Genomic DNA, 17410 nt, shown 5'->3' with positions numbered 1-17410 from the left:
TCAGCCCAAGTTCACCGGATCGACATCCAGCACCTGGATCACGTCGTCCGGCCAGGCGAAGGCCTGCCGCATCGCATTCAGATCGCCGATCACCCGCGTCACGCCGTGGGTGAAATACCACACCTGGAACCGGTAGTGGTCCTTCACCTTTTCAATCGGAGACGGCGACGGCCCCCGCACCTCCAAGCGATCCCCCATCTCGGTCTCGACCTTCCGCGCCCACTGCTCCGCGAAGAACTGCAGTTTCTCCGGATTTGGTCCGCGGAACGAGTGGTGAATGAGGTGTTGAAAAGGTGGATACCGAAAGTCCTTCCGCAGCTTCAGCTCCCCTGCGGCGAAACCGTCAAAATCCGCCGAGCGCGAAAACTGGATCGCCTCCGCCTGCGGCGTGAAGGTCTGCACCACCACCACGCCGGCCCGATCACCCCGCCCGGCGCGCCCGGCCACCTGCACCAACAATTGAAAGGTGCGTTCGGTCGCGCGGAAGTCCGGCATGTGCATCGAGATGTCCGCGTCGACCAAGCCAACCAGCGTCACGTTGGGAAAATCGAGTCCCTTCGCGATCATCTGCGTGCCCACCAGGACGTCGATCTTGCCCGCCCGAAACTCCGCCAACACCTGCCGAAAGCGGTTCTTCTTCGTCATGGTATCGGTATCCATTCTCTCGATGCGCGCGCGCGGCAGCACCCGTTGCACCGCCTCCTCGACGCGCTGCGTGCCGAGGCCCCGCCAGCGAATCTCCGGCGAATCACACTCCGGACACCGCACCGGCGCACCGCGTTCATGGCCGCACAGGTGGCAGCGCAGGCTTTCATCGGTGCGATGGTAAGTCATCGAGATGCTGCAATGCGGACATTCCTCCACGTGCCCGCAGGAGCGGCAGATCATCGAGGACGAATAACCGCGCCGATTGAGGAACAGGATCGTCTGCTCGCGCTTCTCAAACCGGTCCTGCATCTCGCGCACCAGCTTTTGCGAGAGCGTCGCCATCCCGCGTGAACGCATCACTTCGATGCGCATGTCGACCACGTCGATGAACGGCAGTTGGCGATCGTCGATGCGCTGCGTCATGCGCAGGTGTTTGTAGCGCCCGGCCTGCGCATTGGCGTAAGTTTCCAACGAGGGTGTGGCCGAGCCCAGGACACAATGGGCGTGGTTCAACTTGGCCCGCATCACCGCCACATCGCGCCCGTGATAGCGCGGGGTCTCATCCTGCTTGTAGGCCGGCTCGTGTTCCTCATCGACCACGATGAGGCGCAGGTTCTGCACCGGCGCAAATATGGCCGAGCGCGCGCCCACCACGATGCGGGCCCGCCCGGTCGCGAGGTCATGCCAGCCATCGACGCGTTCCCCCTCGCTCAGGTGACTGTGCCACACCACCGCGGCATGACCGGGCGCGATGGCCTCCAAACGACTGCGCAGCCGCGCCACCGTTTGCGGGGTGAGCGCGACCTCCGGCACCAAAAAGACGACCCCGCCTCCCAGCTCCAACGCCTCGTGAATGGCCCGCAGGTAGACCTCGGTTTTGCCCGAACCGGTCACGCCCTGCAGCAGCGTCACCCCGAAGGTGTCCCGTTCGATCTCCGCCTTCAGCGCTTCGTAAGCGGCCTGCTGTTCGGGATTCAGATTGTGCGGCAGCGCCGCCACCAGTTCGCCGGCGGCAAAGTCATCCTGGTAGGCCACGCGGTTCACGCGGCGCGTCTCTTCCCGCAGCACGCCGCGTTTGAGCAAGGCGTTGGCCGAGGCCGCGCCCACGCCCAACCGTTTCAACACGAGCGTCTTTGCCACCGGCCGAAATTGCTGCACCAGGAAGCCATACAACTTGGCCTGCTGCGGCGCCTTGCGCTCCAAAGCCGCGACCTCCTCCGGCGCCAGCTTTTCCGCCACCACCAACAGCTTCTCCTGCTTGAGCGCCGCCGCCCGCCGTACCGCCCCCGGCAACATGGTTTCGATGATGCCATCCAAGGGCGCGGCGTAGTAGACCGCCATCCACTTGGCCAACTCCAGCAGATCCGGCGGCAGGGCCGGAAAGTCGTAAACCAGCTCGGCCAGATTCTTGAGCCGATCGACCGGAAAATCACTCGGCGCACCCACCGCTCCCACGATCCCGAGCGTGAAACGCCGCCCGATCGGCACCCGCACCAAGGACCCCAGACCCACGGCATGCTGCAAGCGCTCCGGCACCTTGTAGTGGAGCAGTTTGTCGAATCCAGCGATGGGATGCACCCCGACGATCATGAGGCCCCCTGCATTGGCCGGGCTGTCGCCGGAAGCAAGCGCAGGAGTCCGCCACCGGCTCGTAACCCGACATTGACACTCCCGCCGCGGGCCCGTGACAGTCTGCGACTGTGAGCAACGACGCCGCGCGCGAAAAATTCAAAACCTACCTCGGAACCAAGGGGCTGCGCGTGACCAACCAGCGCATCGCCATCTTCGAGGCTGCCTTTGCCCAGACGGAACACGTCACCGCGGAGGAACTGCTCGAACACGCCCGCGCCATCGACGACTCGGTTTCCCGCGCCACCGTTTACCGCACCCTGCCGATCATGGTGGAGAGCGCGCTCCTGCGCGAAGTCGATATCGGCAAGAATCTCAAATATTACCTGCCCAACCTCGAGGGCGGCACCGAGGTCGCGCAGGTCATCTGTCTCGACTGCGACAAGATTTTCGAAATCAACGCGCCCTTCATGGAGTGGTATGGCAACTCTGTCGCCTCCAAGGTGGGCCTGCGTCCCGTTTCCCAGCGCCTGCAGGTTTCCGCCCGCTGCAACGCGCTGCGCGACGCCGGAGTCTGCAAACACCGTTCGGCCTGACCGGTCCGATTCGGTTCGCTCCCCTCGCCCGCCATGGCCCGCAAAGAAGACCCGGAATGGGAAATCGGCTTTTTTGAGTCCGTGCTCAAACGCGACCCGCGCTACATCGACGTGATCGCGATCCTCGGCGGCCTCTACACCAAAACCGGCCGCATCGCCGATGGGCTCCGCATGGATCGCCGCATGGTCAAACTCTGTCCCGAGGACGCCACCGCGCACTACAACCTCGCCTGCTCCCTCGCCCTCACCGACCGCCGGGCCGATGCCATCAGGACCCTGCGCCACGCCATCGAACTCGGTTACGCCGACTACGACTGGATGGAAAACGACCCCGACCTCACCTGCCTGCGCGAGTATCCGGAATTCCACGACCTGATCACCTACTTGAAAACGAAGTAGTCCCGCCTCCCTTTTTGCCCATGCCTGCCGTCCTCGACTACGAACCGCTCATCGTCGCTCCCCGCGCCGCGCCGCCCGCGCTGACCGCCATTCAGGAGGAGATCCTGCAGCTCAAAAAAGAGCGCAACGCCGTGATCCTGGCCCACAACTACCAGATCGAAGCCATTCAACAGGTGGCCGACTACGTGGGCGACTCGCTGGGCCTCTCCTACCAGGCCCAGGCCGCCGAGGCAGACGTCATCCTGTTCTGCGGCGTGCACTTCATGGCCGAGACCGCCAAGATCGTGAATCCCGGCCGCACCGTGCTCCTGCCCGATCTCGAAGCCGGTTGTTCGCTGTCCGATTCCTGCCCGGCCGACCGCCTCGCCGCCTACAAGGCCGAGCACCCCGAGGTCTACGTGGTCGCCTACATCAATTGCTCGGCCGGCGTGAAGGCCCTCTCCGACGTCATCTGCACCAGCGGCAACGCCAAAAAGATCGTCAGCCAGGTGCCGGCCGATCGCGAAATCCTCTTTGTGCCCGACCAGAACCTCGGCCAGTGGGTCAGCCAGCAGACCGGCCGCCCGATGCAACTGTGGCCGGGCAGCTGCTACGCCCACGTGCAGTTCACCACAGCCGCCATCGAGAAGATCCGCCTGCAGTTTCCCGACGCGCCGGTCGTCGCCCACCCCGAGTGTGTCCAGGCCGTGCGCGACCTCGCCGACGAGGTGTGCTCGACCGAACTCATGGTGAAGTTTGCCCAGGAACATCCGGCCGAACGCATCATTGTGGTGACGGAAAGCGGCATGCTGCACCGCCTGCAAAAAGACGTGCCGCACAAGACCTTCATTGCCGGCCCCACCAACACCTGCGCCTGCAACGACTGTCGCTTCATGAAGATGAACACGATCGAGAAGGTGCGCGACGCCCTCAAGAACATGGCCCCGGCAATCGAGATGCCCGAGGACCTGCGCAGCGCCGCCCTCGCCCCCATCCAGCGCATGCTTGACTGGAGCCGCGCCTGAGTTCCGGCCCACCCGCATTCGACGGGGCGCACGGGTTACCTGAAAATTTTTTGCATTATTTAGGCATTAAATCGAACAAGCGCGTGGCGAGGTGGTCATTGCGTGCATCTGCCCCTATCATTTGGGTTTCTCGCGCCCCGCGCGACCGGAAACCGTAGGGCGGTTCACCCCACCACTAATCCCAAATCCCTACCCTATGCGTATCCACTCAACGAAACGGGCGCTGTTCGCCGCCTTCGCGTGCCTCATCGCCCTGCCCTTGTCCGCCGCCGTGATCCGGCTCGACGCGACCCTCAACGCCGAACAGGAAACCACCACCAGCAGCTCACCCGCCTTCGGCACCGCCACGCTCTGGTATGACACCGCCGCCAACACCTTCACACTCGACGTGGATGTGAAGGCCTTCGCCAACACCATCACCGGATCCCATCTCCACGAAGCCCCGGCTGGATCCGCCGGCGGCGTGGTGACCGGTCTGGGAGATGAGTCGGTCTACACCCGCGACGGCAACAAACGCACCGCCACCTTCACCAACCTCACCTACGGCGGCGACCCCGCCACGCTCCTGAGTGGCGGCACCTACCTCAACCTGCACAGCGCCACCTACCCTGGTGGAGAGATTCGCGGGCAGTTCACCGCCAACCCGATCAAGCTGTGGGCAAACCTCACTCCCGGGCAGGAGACCGCCACCGTCGAGAGCGGCGCCTATGGCGCCGCGCAAATGTGGATCAACCCCAACACCGGTAAATTCAGCCTGACGGTTTTTGCCTACAACTTCACCAACACGCTCGCCAACTCTCACATTCACGAGGGCGCGGTCGGCGCCAATGGAGGTGTGGTCAACGGTCTCGGAGCAGCCGATGCCTACAATCAGAATGGCAACACTTATTCCCAAATGTGGAGCGACGTCGACTACGCCGGTAACATCCTCACCCTTCTCAATGGTGGCGCTTACATCAACGTGCACTCCGACGTTTACGCCCCGGGCGAAATCCGCGGCCAGCTCTGGGTCTCCACCGCCACCACGGGCTCCCGTCTCGCCAACGTATCCAGTCGCGGCATGGTCGGCACCGGGGACGCGTCCCTCGTCGTTGGATTCGTGGTGGAAGGCACGGAGCCGCTCGCGGTCGTCGTCACCGGCCGCGGTCCGGTGCTCACCGAATTCGGCGTCAGTGGCGCCCTTGCCGATCCCGTGCTTTATGTGCACGATCGCTGGGGCAACCAACTCGCCTGGAACGACAACAAAGCCGATGCGCTCTACCTGAGCTCGATCCAAAGCTCGGGTTTCCTGCCGACCATGGACACCGAGGCGACCGCCATGCTGCTTCTGCCGCCCGGCCCGCACACGATGACCGTAAATGGCGTCGCCGACACCACCGGTATCGCCATCGCCGAAGCTTTCCAGATCAGCAACTAGTTCGGCTTAAACACCAACCTACCTGCAATGAGCCGGTCCCGCTGCGGTGGGGCCGGCTTTTTCGTTTCAGCGCCGCAAGCCAAACAGCAGCTGCAGACTGGTCTGGAGATCGCGATCCGGCACCGGCTGACCACGTCGTGTGCGCACGAGGTCCTTGCAACGGCAGACTTTGAGCTCGTCCTCGTCGGTCCAAGTCACCCGCACTTCGTCGCGCTTAAAGCCCTTGAGGTCCTCGGCCCGCAATTGCCGCCAGGCAAAGGGCAGCCCAAAGCGATCGAAACTCACCTCCCAGCCGGCCGGAGTCCCCGGCGGGGTCGGTCCCACCCGCAAACTCGGGTAACGCTCGACGAAGTCCGGGGTGCGCCGCGCCGCCACCCGCACCTTCACCGCCGGCTTCAGGCCGCGCAAATAGTCGTCAAACGTATCCACCTGTTGGGCACGAAAGGCGTTGTAAAACGCCAAGGGGTCGAAGCCGACCAGGTTCATGCCGTTCCAGACCCCATGCTGGTTCTTGCTGCCGAACTTCTTCCAGTCATACCAGCGCTGAAAACCGTCCGTCAGCCGCAGTCCCATTTCGAAATGCACGTGCGCCCGGTCCTTCGGGATCGTGTAGCCTCCCGCGCTGCGGCCCATGATCCCGATCACCTGCGAGGTCGTCACGCCAGCCCCGACTTGGATCGCCGGGTCCACCTCCGCCAAGTGCGCATAAAGCGTGTAGATCGATGGTGCCGTGCCCACGTGCTCAATCACCACGTAGCGACCGTAACTGCTCGCGCCGGCCCGCGGATTCACATGCCGCACCACCCCGCCGAGCACCGCATACACCTCGTCCGTGGCTTCCCCCCGCCGGTCACGCGAGATCGGCATCAAATCGAGGGCCTCATGAAATTGATTCCCACCCGTGCGCACGCAGCCGAACAGCCCGGACTCCACCTCGCCAGAAACCGTCGGCTGGATAAAAGCCTCCAGCCCTTCGCCGTTGGCGTAGGCGTGGTTGGCCGTCGGCCAGCCCAAACGCAGCCGGTAATCCGGCGAGGACTGCGCCACGCTCGCGACGACCGCACTCAACGCGATCACGAAAAGAGCCACAAAACGGTTCACCCGGACCACCCAAGTCACGAACCCGCGCTGGCGCAAATCGCTCATGCGCTCATTGCCTCCATGATCTCGCCCCCCACCGCGTCGGCCACCAGTCGGCCGGCGGTGGTGAGTCGCACCGAGCCGTCTTCCCCGCGCGCGGCCAATCCCTGGTCAATCAACCGCGCCAACACCCCGCGGGCGGCCGACCAGTTGCCGGCCGGGAACCGTCGCGCCAACGCCACGGGATCAATGCCCGCGTTCGTGCGCAGGCCGAAGATCAAGGCATCCTCGGCCAGCAGTGCCGGCGTCAGCTTCACCCGGTCCTCCGTCATCCGCTGCCCTTGCTCGACCTGCTCGCGCCAGCGCGTGAGATCGGCCGTGTTCGCGCCGCGCCAACCCTGGGCTTGCGACGCCGCGGAGGGACCGAAGCCCTGCCACTCATGCATCGCCCAGGTATTCAGATTGTGCGCACAGCGATGGCCGGGGCGCGCGAAGTTGGATACTTCGTATTGCGCGTAACCCGCCGCCGCGAGGCGCTCCCACGTCACTTCGTAGAGCCGCGCCTCGTGCTCCGGGTCGAGCTTCACCTTCCCCTCGGACAACTTCACCCAGAGCTTGGTGTCTTCCTCAAAGGTCAGGCAATAGGTCGAGAGGTGGTCCGGCGCGAGCGCCAGGGCCGCCGCCAGATCGGCCAACCAAGCCGCCTCATCCTGGCCGGGCAGCGCAAACATCAGGTCGATGTTCACGCTGGCGAAACCCACCGCGCGGATGCGCTCGTAGGCCCGATGGATCTGTTCCAGCGTGTGTTGGCGGCCGAGCGCGTCGAGCAGCGCGGGCTGAAAACTCTGCGCGCCCATCGAGATGCGGGTCACGCCCACGTCCTTGAGCGCCTGCAGGCGCGCCGCGGTCACGCTGGCCGGCGCCATCTCCACGCTCCATTCCGCCGGGGCCTCGTCACCACAGTAAGCGCGGACCAGGTTTCCGAGCCGGCCGAGATCACGCGGCGACAGCAACCCCGGCGTGCCCCCGCCCCAAAAAACCGTCTCCACCCGGCGCGCGCGCGGCGCCAGTGTCATTTCCTTTTCAATACCATTCAGAAAACCCTGCACCCCCTCGGCCGTCGGGCTGGTCTGATAGAACGCGCAAAAATCGCAGGTGCTCGCGCAAAACGGCACGTGCACATACACACCGAGCGGCGTCTCCGGCCCGGAGTCACCGCTCGACGCGTCAGGAGGCATTTCGCTCATTGCCAACGCTGTTTGATTGTGTTGCGAATCGACCACTTTTTAATGCGAACGCACATGCAAAAGAACCGCATCCCCCACGCGAGACGAATCTGGCAATGGCTCGCCGCCGCGATGGCGCTGATGCTCTTCGCCGGCTGCGAAGAGATGGCCATCACCAACCTCACCCCGTCGGCCGTGCCGGTGAACCCGTCGCAGATCTACACGTTCTCGGCGCGCGTGAGCCCCAAGTCCCGTGGCTACGTGGAAGGTTCCCTCACCCCGCAGATCGTCATCGACGGCAAGATCTACACCATGGAGCCGAGCCCCCTCGGCGAGGACATCTACGAGTTCGACTACCAGATTCCGGCGGGCCGTTCCGAGGTTTCATACTACTACCTCGCCACTTTCGACGTGAAATTCCAGGGCACCGTCACCCCACGCGAGGCCTACACCGCCGTGACCAAGACCAGCCTGCAGGGCCGCCTCGTGCTGTCCATGGTCGTCAACCGCGGTCCCGTCGGCGCGCGCATCGGCATCGTCGGCCAGGGTTTCACCCCGCAGGATGTCGTGACGCTCAACGGCGCCCCCGCCCGCACTGTCTTCGACTCGACCAACTCGCTCAGCTTCTACGTGCCTTCCGTTCCGCCCGGCCGTAACTACCAGGTCGCCGTGCAGAGCCCCAACGGCATGCAACCCGTGGGCACCTTCCGCGTCGATGGCCTCGCCATCGAGGTCTTCCCGGCGGTGATCGACGTCGCCCAGGGCCAGACCCAAAACGTCACCTTCACCTTGCCCCAGACCGCCCCCAGCGGTGGCCTGCTGCTCGACATCACCACCGATGTGCCGGACAGCGTCATCATGCCCGAGGTCGTGGTGCCCGCCGGCAGCAACTCCGTCACCATCCCGGTGCGCGGTGGCCTGCCCGGTAACGGCAGCCTCTTCCTGACCGGCTTCGGAGGCGGTGAGATCACCATCCCGGTGACGGTCCGCTAAACCGCCGTCTTCCAACCCTCTTTTAAAAACCGGGCCCCGCGCCCGGTTTTTTTATGGCCGCGTGAAATCGAACACCAGCTTCACCGGCCGATGGTCGCTGGCCCGCAGCACCAGGTCGCCATCAAGGATCGTCCCCTGCCCATCCTGCACCGCCGGCTCCAGCAAGGGCGACACCATCACAAAATCGACCCGCGAGTATTCGTCGTTGCGGCGATACAGGTGCGTCCAGGTCTCGCCGCGTGAATCCTCCGCCGGCACCACCCGCGCGATCTCCAGCGGACCCCGTTCGGCGAAGGCCCGCACCGGCCGCCCCAACGGGCCTTCATTGAAGTCGCCCAGGATCACGAAGCGCGCCGCCGCCGGCTCTGGAAACAGCTCCAGGATGCGATCGCGCGCCGCCGTCGCTTCCCGGCCGCGACGCAGGTTCGCCTGCGGGTCGTCGCGCCGCTCGGTCAGGCGACTTTTCAGGTGCACCACAAAAAGCGCCACCTCGCCCGCCGCGGTATCAAACCGCACTTCCAGCATACCCCGCTTCACCAGCTCGCGGCCTTCGAAATATTTGAAATCCAGATCGGTGTGACGGCCGATCGAGGTGAACGGCACGCGGCTGAGCACGGCCAGGCGGCGCGTCGCATCGTTGGCCTCCAAAACAAAGGCGTGGGCGTAGTCCATCCCGTCCGCGCGTAGATCCCGGCGCAGCTCGCGCACGAAGGACTCCCCGCCCACTTCCTGCAGCGCCAACACATCGACATCGAGCGCCCGGATCACGCGCCGCAGCGCGGTCTTCTCGCGCTCGGGCTTGGGGTATTGGGTCATGAACGCCCCTTCAATTTGCCGGTCGGTCAGATTGTAATTGGCGACGTTGTAGGTCGCGACCGACAACGAGGTTGGCAACGGCTCGGCGACGGCGAGGGCCACCGACCAAGCGCACAAAAGCAGTCGCCAGCCTAAACGCTTCATGCGGTCGGCGCGCGGTCGGCCATCGCCCGTTCGCGTTCCACGATGGTCGGGTGCGAGTAGTAGAATCCACTGAACCACGGGTGCGGCGTCATGTTGCTGAGGTTCTTTTCCGCCAACTTGCGCAGAGCGCCGACCAGCGGCTGAGCACTGCGCATCGCGTCCTGGGCGAACGCGTCGGCCTGGTATTCATGTTTGCGCGACAACAGGTTGCTCAGCGGCGTGAACCAGAACGTGAGCGTGCCGCTCAAGAGGGCGAACAGCAGCAACGCCGGCGCCATCTCGCCCCCCGGGAAACCGAAACCCGCCAAAAACCACGGCGCCTGCAGCAACCACGCCAGCACGCCGAAGGAGCCGAGCAGCGAGACCGCGCCGATCACGAGCCGCTGCGGAATGTGCCCGCACTTGTAATGGCCCACCTCGTGCGCCAGCACCGCCTCGAGTTCCTCGGGCTGCAGCTGCTCGATCAGCGTGTCAAAAAGCACGATGCGGCGAAACCGTCCAAAACCGGTGAAGTAGGCGTTCGAGTGCCCCGAGCGTTTGCTGCCATCAATCACCTCGATGGTGGAGGCGAGAAAACCGGTGCGCTCGCCCAAGGCCATCAGTCGATCTCGCAACTCCCCCTCCGGCAGCGGCGTGAGTTTGTTGAACAGCGGCAAAATGAGCTTCGGGTAGAGCACCAACATCAGGAGCTGAAAGCCGAACAGTAGACCCGTCGCCCACAGCCACCAGTTGGGGCCCACCCAGGCCACCAACGCCAGCAGGCCCCACAGCAAGGGAAAGCCGATCACCAACCCGAGCAGCATGCCTTTCACCTTGTCGGTAATCCACAGGGTCACCGTGCTTTTGTTGAAACCGAAGCGCTCCTCCAATCGGAACTGCCCCCACCAATCAAAGGGCAGACTCGGCACACTCAGCAGCATGAACACGAACACCACGTAGAGCGCGTCGTCCCATTTTGCCGCCGGCGCCCACGCCGCCACCTGGGCGAACAGCCACGGCAGGAAACCGCTCACCAACAGCAGCGCCAGCACGCCGGCGTCGAACAAGAGCGTCAGATTCCCAAAACGGATCTTGGCCAGCGTGTAGGCGACGGACTTCCGGTAGGTCTCCGCATCCATGATCGCGCGCACGGCCGCCGGCGCCTGCTCGGCGTGGCGCTCCACTTCGCGGCGATTGAGCTGGGCCAGCACCCATTCGGCGACGAGCCGCAGGAGAATCAGCACGAGGGCGATCTGCAAAACCATGGGCCCAGCACAAGCATCGACCGCCGCCCGGGGAAACCAAAATCGCTCCGCCACGTCTCGCTCGCGGCGAGAGTAGTCTTTCCATCGGCCACCTCTCTTGTCTTCCTTGCCCTTTTGTCGCCTGTGCCGTCCTCCGCTCCAGCCTCCCGCCGTCCGCTTTCCCTCGGGGTCATTTTCCTGACCCTCTACATCGACCTCATCGGGTTCTCGATCATCTTCCCGCTGGTCCCCGACATCCTCCAGCACTACCTGGGCACGGAAGGCACGGGCGGCTTGCTCGGTTCGGCCGTGGCCGCGACCGAGTGGGTCGCGGCGCTGATCGGCAAGGACTCCAACTTCGCGGCCGTGCTGCTCGGCGGGGTGCTCAGTTCACTCTACGCCCTGCTCCAGTTTGTCTTCGCCCCGTATTGGGGCGCCTCCTCCGATCAAAAGGGCCGCCGCCACATCCTCAGCCTCACCGTGGCCGGCACCGCCCTGAGTTATGTGCTCTGGGTATTCAGCGGCTCCTTCTGGCTCTTCGTGCTCGCCCGACTCCTGGGCGGCGTCTTCGGCGGCAACATTTCGGTGGCGACGGCCGCGGTCGCCGATGTGACCTCGCGCGAGGAACGCGCCAAGGCGATGGGCTTGGTCGGCGCCGCCTTTGGCCTCGGTCTCGTCACCGGTCCGGCGATCGGCGCCGCCACCGCCCAATGGAACCTGCTCGCCAACAACCCCGACCTCGCCCGCTTCGGCATTCACCCGTTCACGGTGCCGGCGCTGTTTTCCCTGGTGTTGAGCGTGATCAACCTGCTGTGGATCCGCGCCCGTTTCGACGAGACCCTGAAGGCCGAGAACCGCACCGACGCGCCCGCCCAGTTGCGCCTGCGCCATCCCCTGCGCAACGTCGCCGAAATCGCCTCCCCCGCCGCGCGCCGCGTGAATTTCATCGGCTTCACCTTCGCCCTCGCCTTCTGCGCGATGGAGTTCTCGCTCACTTTCCTCGGCGCCGATCGCTTCGGGTTCACCGCCAAGGGCAACGGCATCATGCTCGCCTACCTCGGCTTTTGGTCGATCCTCACCCAGGGCATGCTGGTGCGTCGCTTACTGAAGAAGCGCAGCGAGATCAGCGTGCTCACCACCGGGCTGGTCACGGCCACCGTCGGTTTCGCCATCGTCGGCCTCTCGCCCAACGTGCCCACCCTCTACGTCGGTCTCGCCATCCTCGCGATCGGCGCAGGTTTTGTGAACCCCGCCACCTCCGGCCTCATCTCGCTCTACAGCGGTGATCAGGAACAGGGTCGGGCCCTCGGCGTGTTTCGTTCGCTTGGTTCCCTCGCTCGCGCGGTCACGCCCGTGCTCGCCGGCGTCGTTTTCTGGCTGGTCAGCGGCACCGCGGTGTTCGCCGCCGCGTCGGCCCTCGCCCTTGGAGCGTGGCGGATCGCCCGCACGCTGCCGCCCCCGCAGAAATGACCCGCCTGCGTGCCGTTTGTCTCTCCACCTTCGGCAGCGCCCTGGCGCTGCTCATGGTGAGTTGCCAAACGGGACCGTCCGATGCGCGCCGAACCGGTGCCTCCTCCGCGCCGATTGACCTCGCGCCCCTGCCCGTTGTCGCCGAACCCACGCTGCGCACCCGCGTGGAGATTCCGATGCAGGTGATCGGTGGCCTGGTCGTCGTGGAAACGCGGGGCTCCGACGGTCCCTGGCGCTTTCTCATCGATACGGGTGCTTCCCGCACCTTGGTTTCACCGGAATTCGCGATCCGCAACCTGCAACGTCCCGCCGACCCCGACCCGCCCAAAGTCTGGCTGCGCGACGCCACCGGCCGGGCCGTGCCGGTAGAGTCGGTGATGCTGGAGAAGATCGACTTCGGTCCCGCCAATTTCAGAAACGTTCGCGCGCTCGTCTACGACTGCGGCGAGCTCTCCGACCACCTCGGCGTCCAGATCGATGGCGTGCTGGGTTTCACCTTGTTTGGCAACGCGCGCCTGACCCTCGACTACCCGCGCCGGCAGGTCGTGATGTCGACCCTCGACGACGATCAGCCGCTGCGCGGCTGCGTCCTCCCGGTCACCATTCACAACGACGTGCCCTACGTGCAACTGTCGCTCGGCTCGCGTTCTCTCGTCACCCTCATCGATACCGGCAGCGACGGCTCGCTCAACCTCGACCCCGCCGGCCTCGACCTGGAGTTCGTCAGCCCGCCGCGCCCCGGCACGCTCATCGGCACCCTGCACGGCAACCACCAACAGATCGTCGGCCGCCTGCGCAACACGCTCACCATCGGTGACCACCAGCTCATCGAACCCATCGCCGACTTGAGCGGACAACTCACCTCCATCGGCGGCGAGATTCTGCAAAACTTCCAGGTCACGTTCGATCAATCCACCAATCGCGTGGCCTTCTACCGCCCCGGCGATGACCTGCGGATCACCACCCCGGCCCGCCACAGCGCCGGCCTGAGTTTCTCCAAGGCGCGCGCGTATTGGAAGATCAACGCCGTCGCCAACGGATCCCCCGCCGAAGCCGCCGGATTTCGCGTTGGCGACCTCATCAGCCGCATCAACCAAGACCCGGTCGAAAACTGGGACCTCGAACGCTTCCGCCAGTTGGTGGAAACCGGCGGCACGATAGATTACACCCTCATCAAGGGCCGCGACGAGGTGCCCCTCTCCGCCGCGACTTTTGTCTTGGTGCCGTAATCCGGTCCGGATCAGGACCGGCGCAAGCGAAACGCCCCGGCACCATCGTAGCCGGTTTCCCATGGCAGACTCACGACGGACGCCTCGAGCGTGAACGTGCCGCGACTGCGCCGAACGAACGCCGCGACCACCTGCTCGTTCTCCTCCGGATCGATGCTGCAGGTGCTGTAGACCAGACGGCCGCCGGGGGCGACGAGCTCCGACGCGGCCAGCAACAGGTCGAGCTGCTGCAAGGCATGGCGCCGAAAACTGTCCGGCTCCAAGCGCCACTTCACATCGACGCGATGGCGCATCACGCCCGTATTGGAGCAGGGCACATCCAACAGCACCGCCGCATAAGTGGCCGGCAGCCGCTTGGCCGCCAAAACCCGGGCCGCCCCGCGACCAACGTTGCCTGCCACCACCGTCGCGGTCACGCCGGCCGGCACCGCCCGCAAATTGCTCTGCAGACGCGGCAGCCGCTTGCCCGGCAAATCCATCGCCACCACCTGCCCGGCGCCGCCTAAGCGATCCGCGATGGCCAAACTTTTGCCGCCGGGCGCCGCGCAAAGATCGAGCACGGTCTCGCCCGGCTCGACCTGCAACAACTCCACCGCGTGCCGCGTCGCCGCGTCCTGCACCTGCACCACGCCGGCTTCGATCAACGCAAACAGCTCCGGCCAATGGCCGGACTCAGCCGCATAAAATCCCGCCGCGCCATCCATCGGCCGCAACCACTCCGGCAGCTCAGCCGAATCACCGCGACGTCGCCGCACCACCACCGGCGCGACCGACTGATTCCAGTTCAACATCGCCTGCGCCGCCTCGCGGCCAAACTTCATCCGCCACCGCTGCACCAACCACTCGGGGTGAGAGGCCCAACGAGCCCATTCCTCCAGCGCGGATTCCGCTGTCGGCGCGACGTCCTCCGCCAAAGCCGCGGCGAGTTTGCGCACCACCGCGTTGGCGAAACCGGCCTCCTTCGCGGTCGCAAGCCGCTTCACTTGCTCGACCAGATGGTGCCCCACTCGCGCGGTCAGGCCCTCGTCGGCACCACCCTCAATCAACTCAAAGCCGGCCACCACCAAACCCGCCCAAACCGACGGACGCGGCGGCCGCGTCATCAGGCGATCCAGATGGCCGTCGATCCGGCTCAGGTGGCGCACCGCGCCGACCAGCAAGGCCTGAATCCGCGCCCGCTCCCCCGAGGAAAGATCCGTCGGCAACGACTCCAACAGCCAATCGAGCCGCTCCTCGTCGTCGCGCCAGCGCACGAGCAGGCGCACCGCCCAATTCCAGGAAGAGGCCAATGCGGCCGAAGATTCGCCACTCATATTCATCGCACGCAACATCCTTCGGGCTCCGGCCCCTTGCCAAGCTCGAAGCCGCTGCGGAAAACTCAGTTCCAGGGAGAAGTTCTAAAGTTCAGCGTCGAGGTGCCGAACCACCACGCAGTCAGCATGCCAAGCGACCGACTCCCCACCCGATCCGTGCGCACCGTAGGCAGCGCACTCACCGCTGCACCCAGGCCATTTCTCCGCTCAGCCGTCGAACGGCGATGCCCCCCGATCAGGCTCCGTAAATCGGATGAAATTTCACCCGCCAAGTTCTCCCCAAACAGCGACTGGCCAAAAATTTATCGTGCCCACCAGTCGGCCGGACAAGTCTCTCTGTGGCGAGAACGTAAAGTCACGCCTGATACGACAATTTAGCCTTTCCAAAGGTAGCCACAGCTGAAAGCGCTACAATACCGAGATCCGTATCTTTCATCCGTAAGTGGGCGACCCCACTCTCAGGACCCACAGCATCTTCCTTCCCTACCGCGGTCACCCACAGGCGCACCGGCCCATTCCACTTTTACCCCCTCAACTCGTTATGTTTAGCTCGATCAAATTACTCTTGTCCAAGCGCTCACTGTCGGTCGCATGCCTCATTTTCATGACCAGTGCGGCGACGATGGCCGCTCCGGCATCGCTTAACCCGGGTGACATCGCCTTCGTGCGCTACAACACGGACGGGAACGACGGCTATTCTTTCGTGACCCTCGTGGATATCCCGGCTGGCGCCACGTTCTATTTCACCGACCAAGGCTGGCTGGGCTCGTCCTGGCAATCGACCAGCGAACCCCACTATCTTTACACCACGCCTGCGGGTGGACTGAGCAAAGGCACCGTAGTCCACGTCGATGAGTCCGCCACCGCTGATGTGCTGACGGTCTCCGGTGGCGGCGGCACGATGAGCTTGGCTCTGAACAGCGGCTTCAGCCTGCTGGCCGGTGATCAGATTCTGGTTTACACCAGTTCTACGGGTGCCGCCCCCGCCTCGCCCAACTTCGTCGCCGGCATCCACGCCGACTACAATTGGGCGGTCGGGAAATACAACCCCACCACCACTTGGAATCAGATCAACACCACCTCCACCGCAGACTCCGCCCTGCCCACCGGCATGACCAACGGGGCCAACGTCATTTCCCTCTTCCCTAACCCCGCGCACCGCGAACTTGGTTCCGCCGACTACAACGTCACAGCTGACGACACCCTGCTCACTGGCAAGACTTACTATGGCGAGATAGACAACGCTCGCTACAAGCTCAGTGCCCTCACAGCCGGCACTCGCACACAGCTCCTTTACTCGCTCAACAATCCCGCCAACTGGGACAGCGACGAAGACGTGCCCTACGCCACGGGATCCACCATTTCCGCGCTGACCGTCAGTGACGATATTTCACCTGCGGTCCTGCCGATCGGCGGGCCGCGCACGTCACTCCGCGCCGACGACCTCACCCTCGAGAGCTATGAAGTTCCGGCCGGAACCGATCGCGTGTTGCTGGTTGTCGCCAGCAACTCCGGCTCCACCGATATCACCGGCGTGACCTTCGGCGGCAATGCCATGACGCAAGTTGGCGAACGGGAGGATGGCACCGCCGTCGACTCCATTTGGGTGCGAGCCTTGGGCACCTCCGCCTCCAGTGACACGGGCGACGTGGTCGTGACCCACGCGGGTAGCGGCGACATCCAATTCATCCACGCCATAGCGTTCTCCGGAGTTGACCAATCAAGTCCGACCTCCGGACTCCAAACCGCCCAAACCACCAGTGGCACCACGTCCTCCCTTACGGTCGCCAGCGCGACCGGCGATTTGGTGTATGAAATCTTCGACGTCTATCGTAGTGGCGGGCCCGCGACCCTGACCCCCACGACCGCGCGCACCCTGACCGGCTACTCAAAAATTCCCCTTGGTTCGGGATATGGCACCTACACCACCGCCTTCAAACCGGGTGCCACCTCGGTCACCATGAACTGGTCCCACGACGGCGCGGCCCTCCTCCACCTGGCCATCAATCTCAAGCAAGCCTCCGGTAACGCGGCCCCGACGGACATTGCGCTGAGCGCGTCCTCGGTCAGCCAGTCCAGTGGCACCAACGCCACCGTCGGCACCCTGTCGACCACCGATTCCGACAGCGGTGACAGCCACACCTACACACTGGTCTCCGGCACGGGCGACACGAACAACGCCTCCTTCAACATCTCGGGCAGCTCGCTGCGCGCCAACGACGCCTCCGCCCTCGCCGCCGGTTCCTACTCGGTGCGCGTGCAGACCAGCGACGGCACCGACAC

The 17410-nt window shown here is 64.7% G+C and carries 14 protein-coding genes; 8 read left to right on the top strand and 6 right to left on the bottom strand.

Going from position 1 to position 17410, the window contains the following annotated elements; translation table 11 throughout:
* Complete coding sequence (priA, locus tag AC0MRV_RS20450) at positions 1-2226, bottom strand: replication restart helicase PriA (RefSeq protein ID WP_472766379.1); 2226 nt, start codon at positions 2224-2226, stop codon at positions 1-3.
* Positions 2227-2348: 122 nt separating this feature from the next.
* Here priA and AC0MRV_RS20445 point away from each other — a divergent pair, with 122 nt between their 5' ends.
* The 4 genes from AC0MRV_RS20445 (at position 2349) to AC0MRV_RS20430 (ending at position 5633) form a co-directional block, all read left to right on the top strand.
* Positions 2349-2813 (top strand): Fur family transcriptional regulator, encoded by a 465-nt coding sequence (locus AC0MRV_RS20445; RefSeq protein WP_472766378.1) that lies wholly within the window; start codon positions 2349-2351, stop codon positions 2811-2813.
* A gap of 33 nt (positions 2814-2846) precedes the next feature.
* Positions 2847-3212, top strand: a complete 366-nt coding sequence (locus AC0MRV_RS20440; RefSeq protein WP_472766377.1) for a TPR end-of-group domain-containing protein — start codon at positions 2847-2849, stop codon at positions 3210-3212.
* 20 nt (positions 3213-3232) lie between these two features.
* A complete protein-coding gene (gene nadA / locus AC0MRV_RS20435) occupies positions 3233-4216 on the top strand; it encodes a quinolinate synthase NadA (RefSeq protein WP_472766376.1) in 984 nt (327 codons plus the stop codon).
* A gap of 196 nt (positions 4217-4412) precedes the next feature.
* Positions 4413-5633, top strand: a complete 1221-nt coding sequence (locus AC0MRV_RS20430; RefSeq protein ID WP_472766375.1) for a CHRD domain-containing protein — start codon at positions 4413-4415, stop codon at positions 5631-5633.
* Positions 5634-5699: 66 nt separating this feature from the next.
* On the opposite strand, the gene AC0MRV_RS20425 is transcribed toward AC0MRV_RS20430, so the two are convergent.
* Both AC0MRV_RS20425 and hemW read right to left on the bottom strand, forming a co-directional pair.
* Positions 5700-6779, bottom strand: a complete 1080-nt coding sequence (locus AC0MRV_RS20425) for a peptidoglycan DD-metalloendopeptidase family protein (RefSeq protein WP_472766374.1) — start codon at positions 6777-6779, stop codon at positions 5700-5702.
* A complete protein-coding gene (gene hemW / locus AC0MRV_RS20420) occupies positions 6776-7960 on the bottom strand; it encodes a radical SAM family heme chaperone HemW (protein WP_472766373.1) in 1185 nt (394 codons plus the stop codon). The genes AC0MRV_RS20425 and hemW overlap by 4 nt, the downstream gene beginning before the upstream one ends.
* Positions 7961-8014: 54 nt before the next feature.
* On the opposite strand from hemW, the gene AC0MRV_RS20415 reads away from it, so the two are divergent.
* Entirely contained in the window at positions 8015-8932 is a 918-nt protein-coding gene (locus AC0MRV_RS20415; RefSeq protein WP_472766372.1) for an IPT/TIG domain-containing protein, read from the top strand.
* A gap of 51 nt (positions 8933-8983) precedes the next feature.
* Here the strand turns inward: AC0MRV_RS20415 and AC0MRV_RS20410 are convergent, their stop codons facing one another.
* Together AC0MRV_RS20410 and AC0MRV_RS20405 are read right to left on the bottom strand one after the other, a co-directional pair.
* Positions 8984-9892 carry an endonuclease/exonuclease/phosphatase family protein gene (locus AC0MRV_RS20410; protein WP_472766371.1) on the bottom strand — a complete coding sequence of 303 codons (909 nt, stop codon included), beginning with the start codon at positions 9890-9892 and terminating at the stop codon, positions 8984-8986.
* Complete coding sequence (locus AC0MRV_RS20405; RefSeq protein WP_472766370.1) at positions 9889-11136, bottom strand: M48 family metallopeptidase; 1248 nt, start codon at positions 11134-11136, stop codon at positions 9889-9891. The genes AC0MRV_RS20410 and AC0MRV_RS20405 overlap by 4 nt, the downstream gene beginning before the upstream one ends.
* Positions 11137-11259: 123 nt before the next feature.
* Between AC0MRV_RS20405 and AC0MRV_RS20400 the strand changes: the two genes are divergently transcribed.
* Positions 11260-12585, top strand: coding sequence for an MFS transporter (locus tag AC0MRV_RS20400; RefSeq protein ID WP_472766369.1), 1326 nt, complete (start codon positions 11260-11262; stop codon positions 12583-12585).
* Positions 12582-13814: a retropepsin-like aspartic protease gene (locus AC0MRV_RS20395; RefSeq protein WP_472766368.1), complete on the top strand. Its 1233-nt coding sequence runs from the start codon at positions 12582-12584 to the stop codon at positions 13812-13814. The genes AC0MRV_RS20400 and AC0MRV_RS20395 overlap by 4 nt, the downstream gene beginning before the upstream one ends.
* An 11-nt stretch (positions 13815-13825) precedes the next feature.
* Here the strand turns inward: AC0MRV_RS20395 and AC0MRV_RS20390 are convergent, their stop codons facing one another.
* Positions 13826-15127: an RsmB/NOP family class I SAM-dependent RNA methyltransferase gene (locus AC0MRV_RS20390; RefSeq protein WP_472766367.1), complete on the bottom strand. Its 1302-nt coding sequence runs from the start codon at positions 15125-15127 to the stop codon at positions 13826-13828.
* Positions 15128-15668: 541 nt separating this feature from the next.
* Between AC0MRV_RS20390 and AC0MRV_RS20385 the strand changes: the two genes are divergently transcribed.
* Positions 15669-17410 (top strand): hypothetical protein (locus AC0MRV_RS20385; RefSeq protein ID WP_472766366.1); only part of this gene is annotated, 1742 nt, incomplete at its 3' end.

Source organism: Actomonas spartinae (assembly GCF_051209155.1).
Lineage (GTDB): Bacteria > Verrucomicrobiota > Verrucomicrobiia > Opitutales > Opitutaceae > Actomonas.
Note: the sequence above shows the minus strand (reverse complement) of the source record. Positions and strands in the feature narration are given on the sequence as shown.

Coding starts and splice junctions, on each gene's coding strand:
- AC0MRV_RS20440 (WP_472766377.1), top strand. CDS start 2,847: ATGGCCCGCAAAGAAGACCCGGAATGGGAAATCGGCTTTTTTGAGTCC.
- nadA (WP_472766376.1), top strand. CDS start 3,233: ATGCCTGCCGTCCTCGACTACGAACCGCTCATCGTCGCTCCCCGCGCC.
- AC0MRV_RS20430 (WP_472766375.1), top strand. CDS start 4,413: ATGCGTATCCACTCAACGAAACGGGCGCTGTTCGCCGCCTTCGCGTGC.
- AC0MRV_RS20425 (WP_472766374.1), bottom strand. CDS start 6,779: ATGAGCGATTTGCGCCAGCGCGGGTTCGTGACTTGGGTGGTCCGGGTG.
- hemW (WP_472766373.1), bottom strand. CDS start 7,960: ATGAGCGAAATGCCTCCTGACGCGTCGAGCGGTGACTCCGGGCCGGAG.
- AC0MRV_RS20415 (WP_472766372.1), top strand. CDS start 8,015: ATGCAAAAGAACCGCATCCCCCACGCGAGACGAATCTGGCAATGGCTC.
- AC0MRV_RS20410 (WP_472766371.1), bottom strand. CDS start 9,892: ATGAAGCGTTTAGGCTGGCGACTGCTTTTGTGCGCTTGGTCGGTGGCC.
- AC0MRV_RS20405 (WP_472766370.1), bottom strand. CDS start 11,136: ATGGTTTTGCAGATCGCCCTCGTGCTGATTCTCCTGCGGCTCGTCGCC.
- AC0MRV_RS20395 (WP_472766368.1), top strand. CDS start 12,582: ATGACCCGCCTGCGTGCCGTTTGTCTCTCCACCTTCGGCAGCGCCCTG.
- AC0MRV_RS20390 (WP_472766367.1), bottom strand. CDS start 15,127: ATGAGTGGCGAATCTTCGGCCGCATTGGCCTCTTCCTGGAATTGGGCG.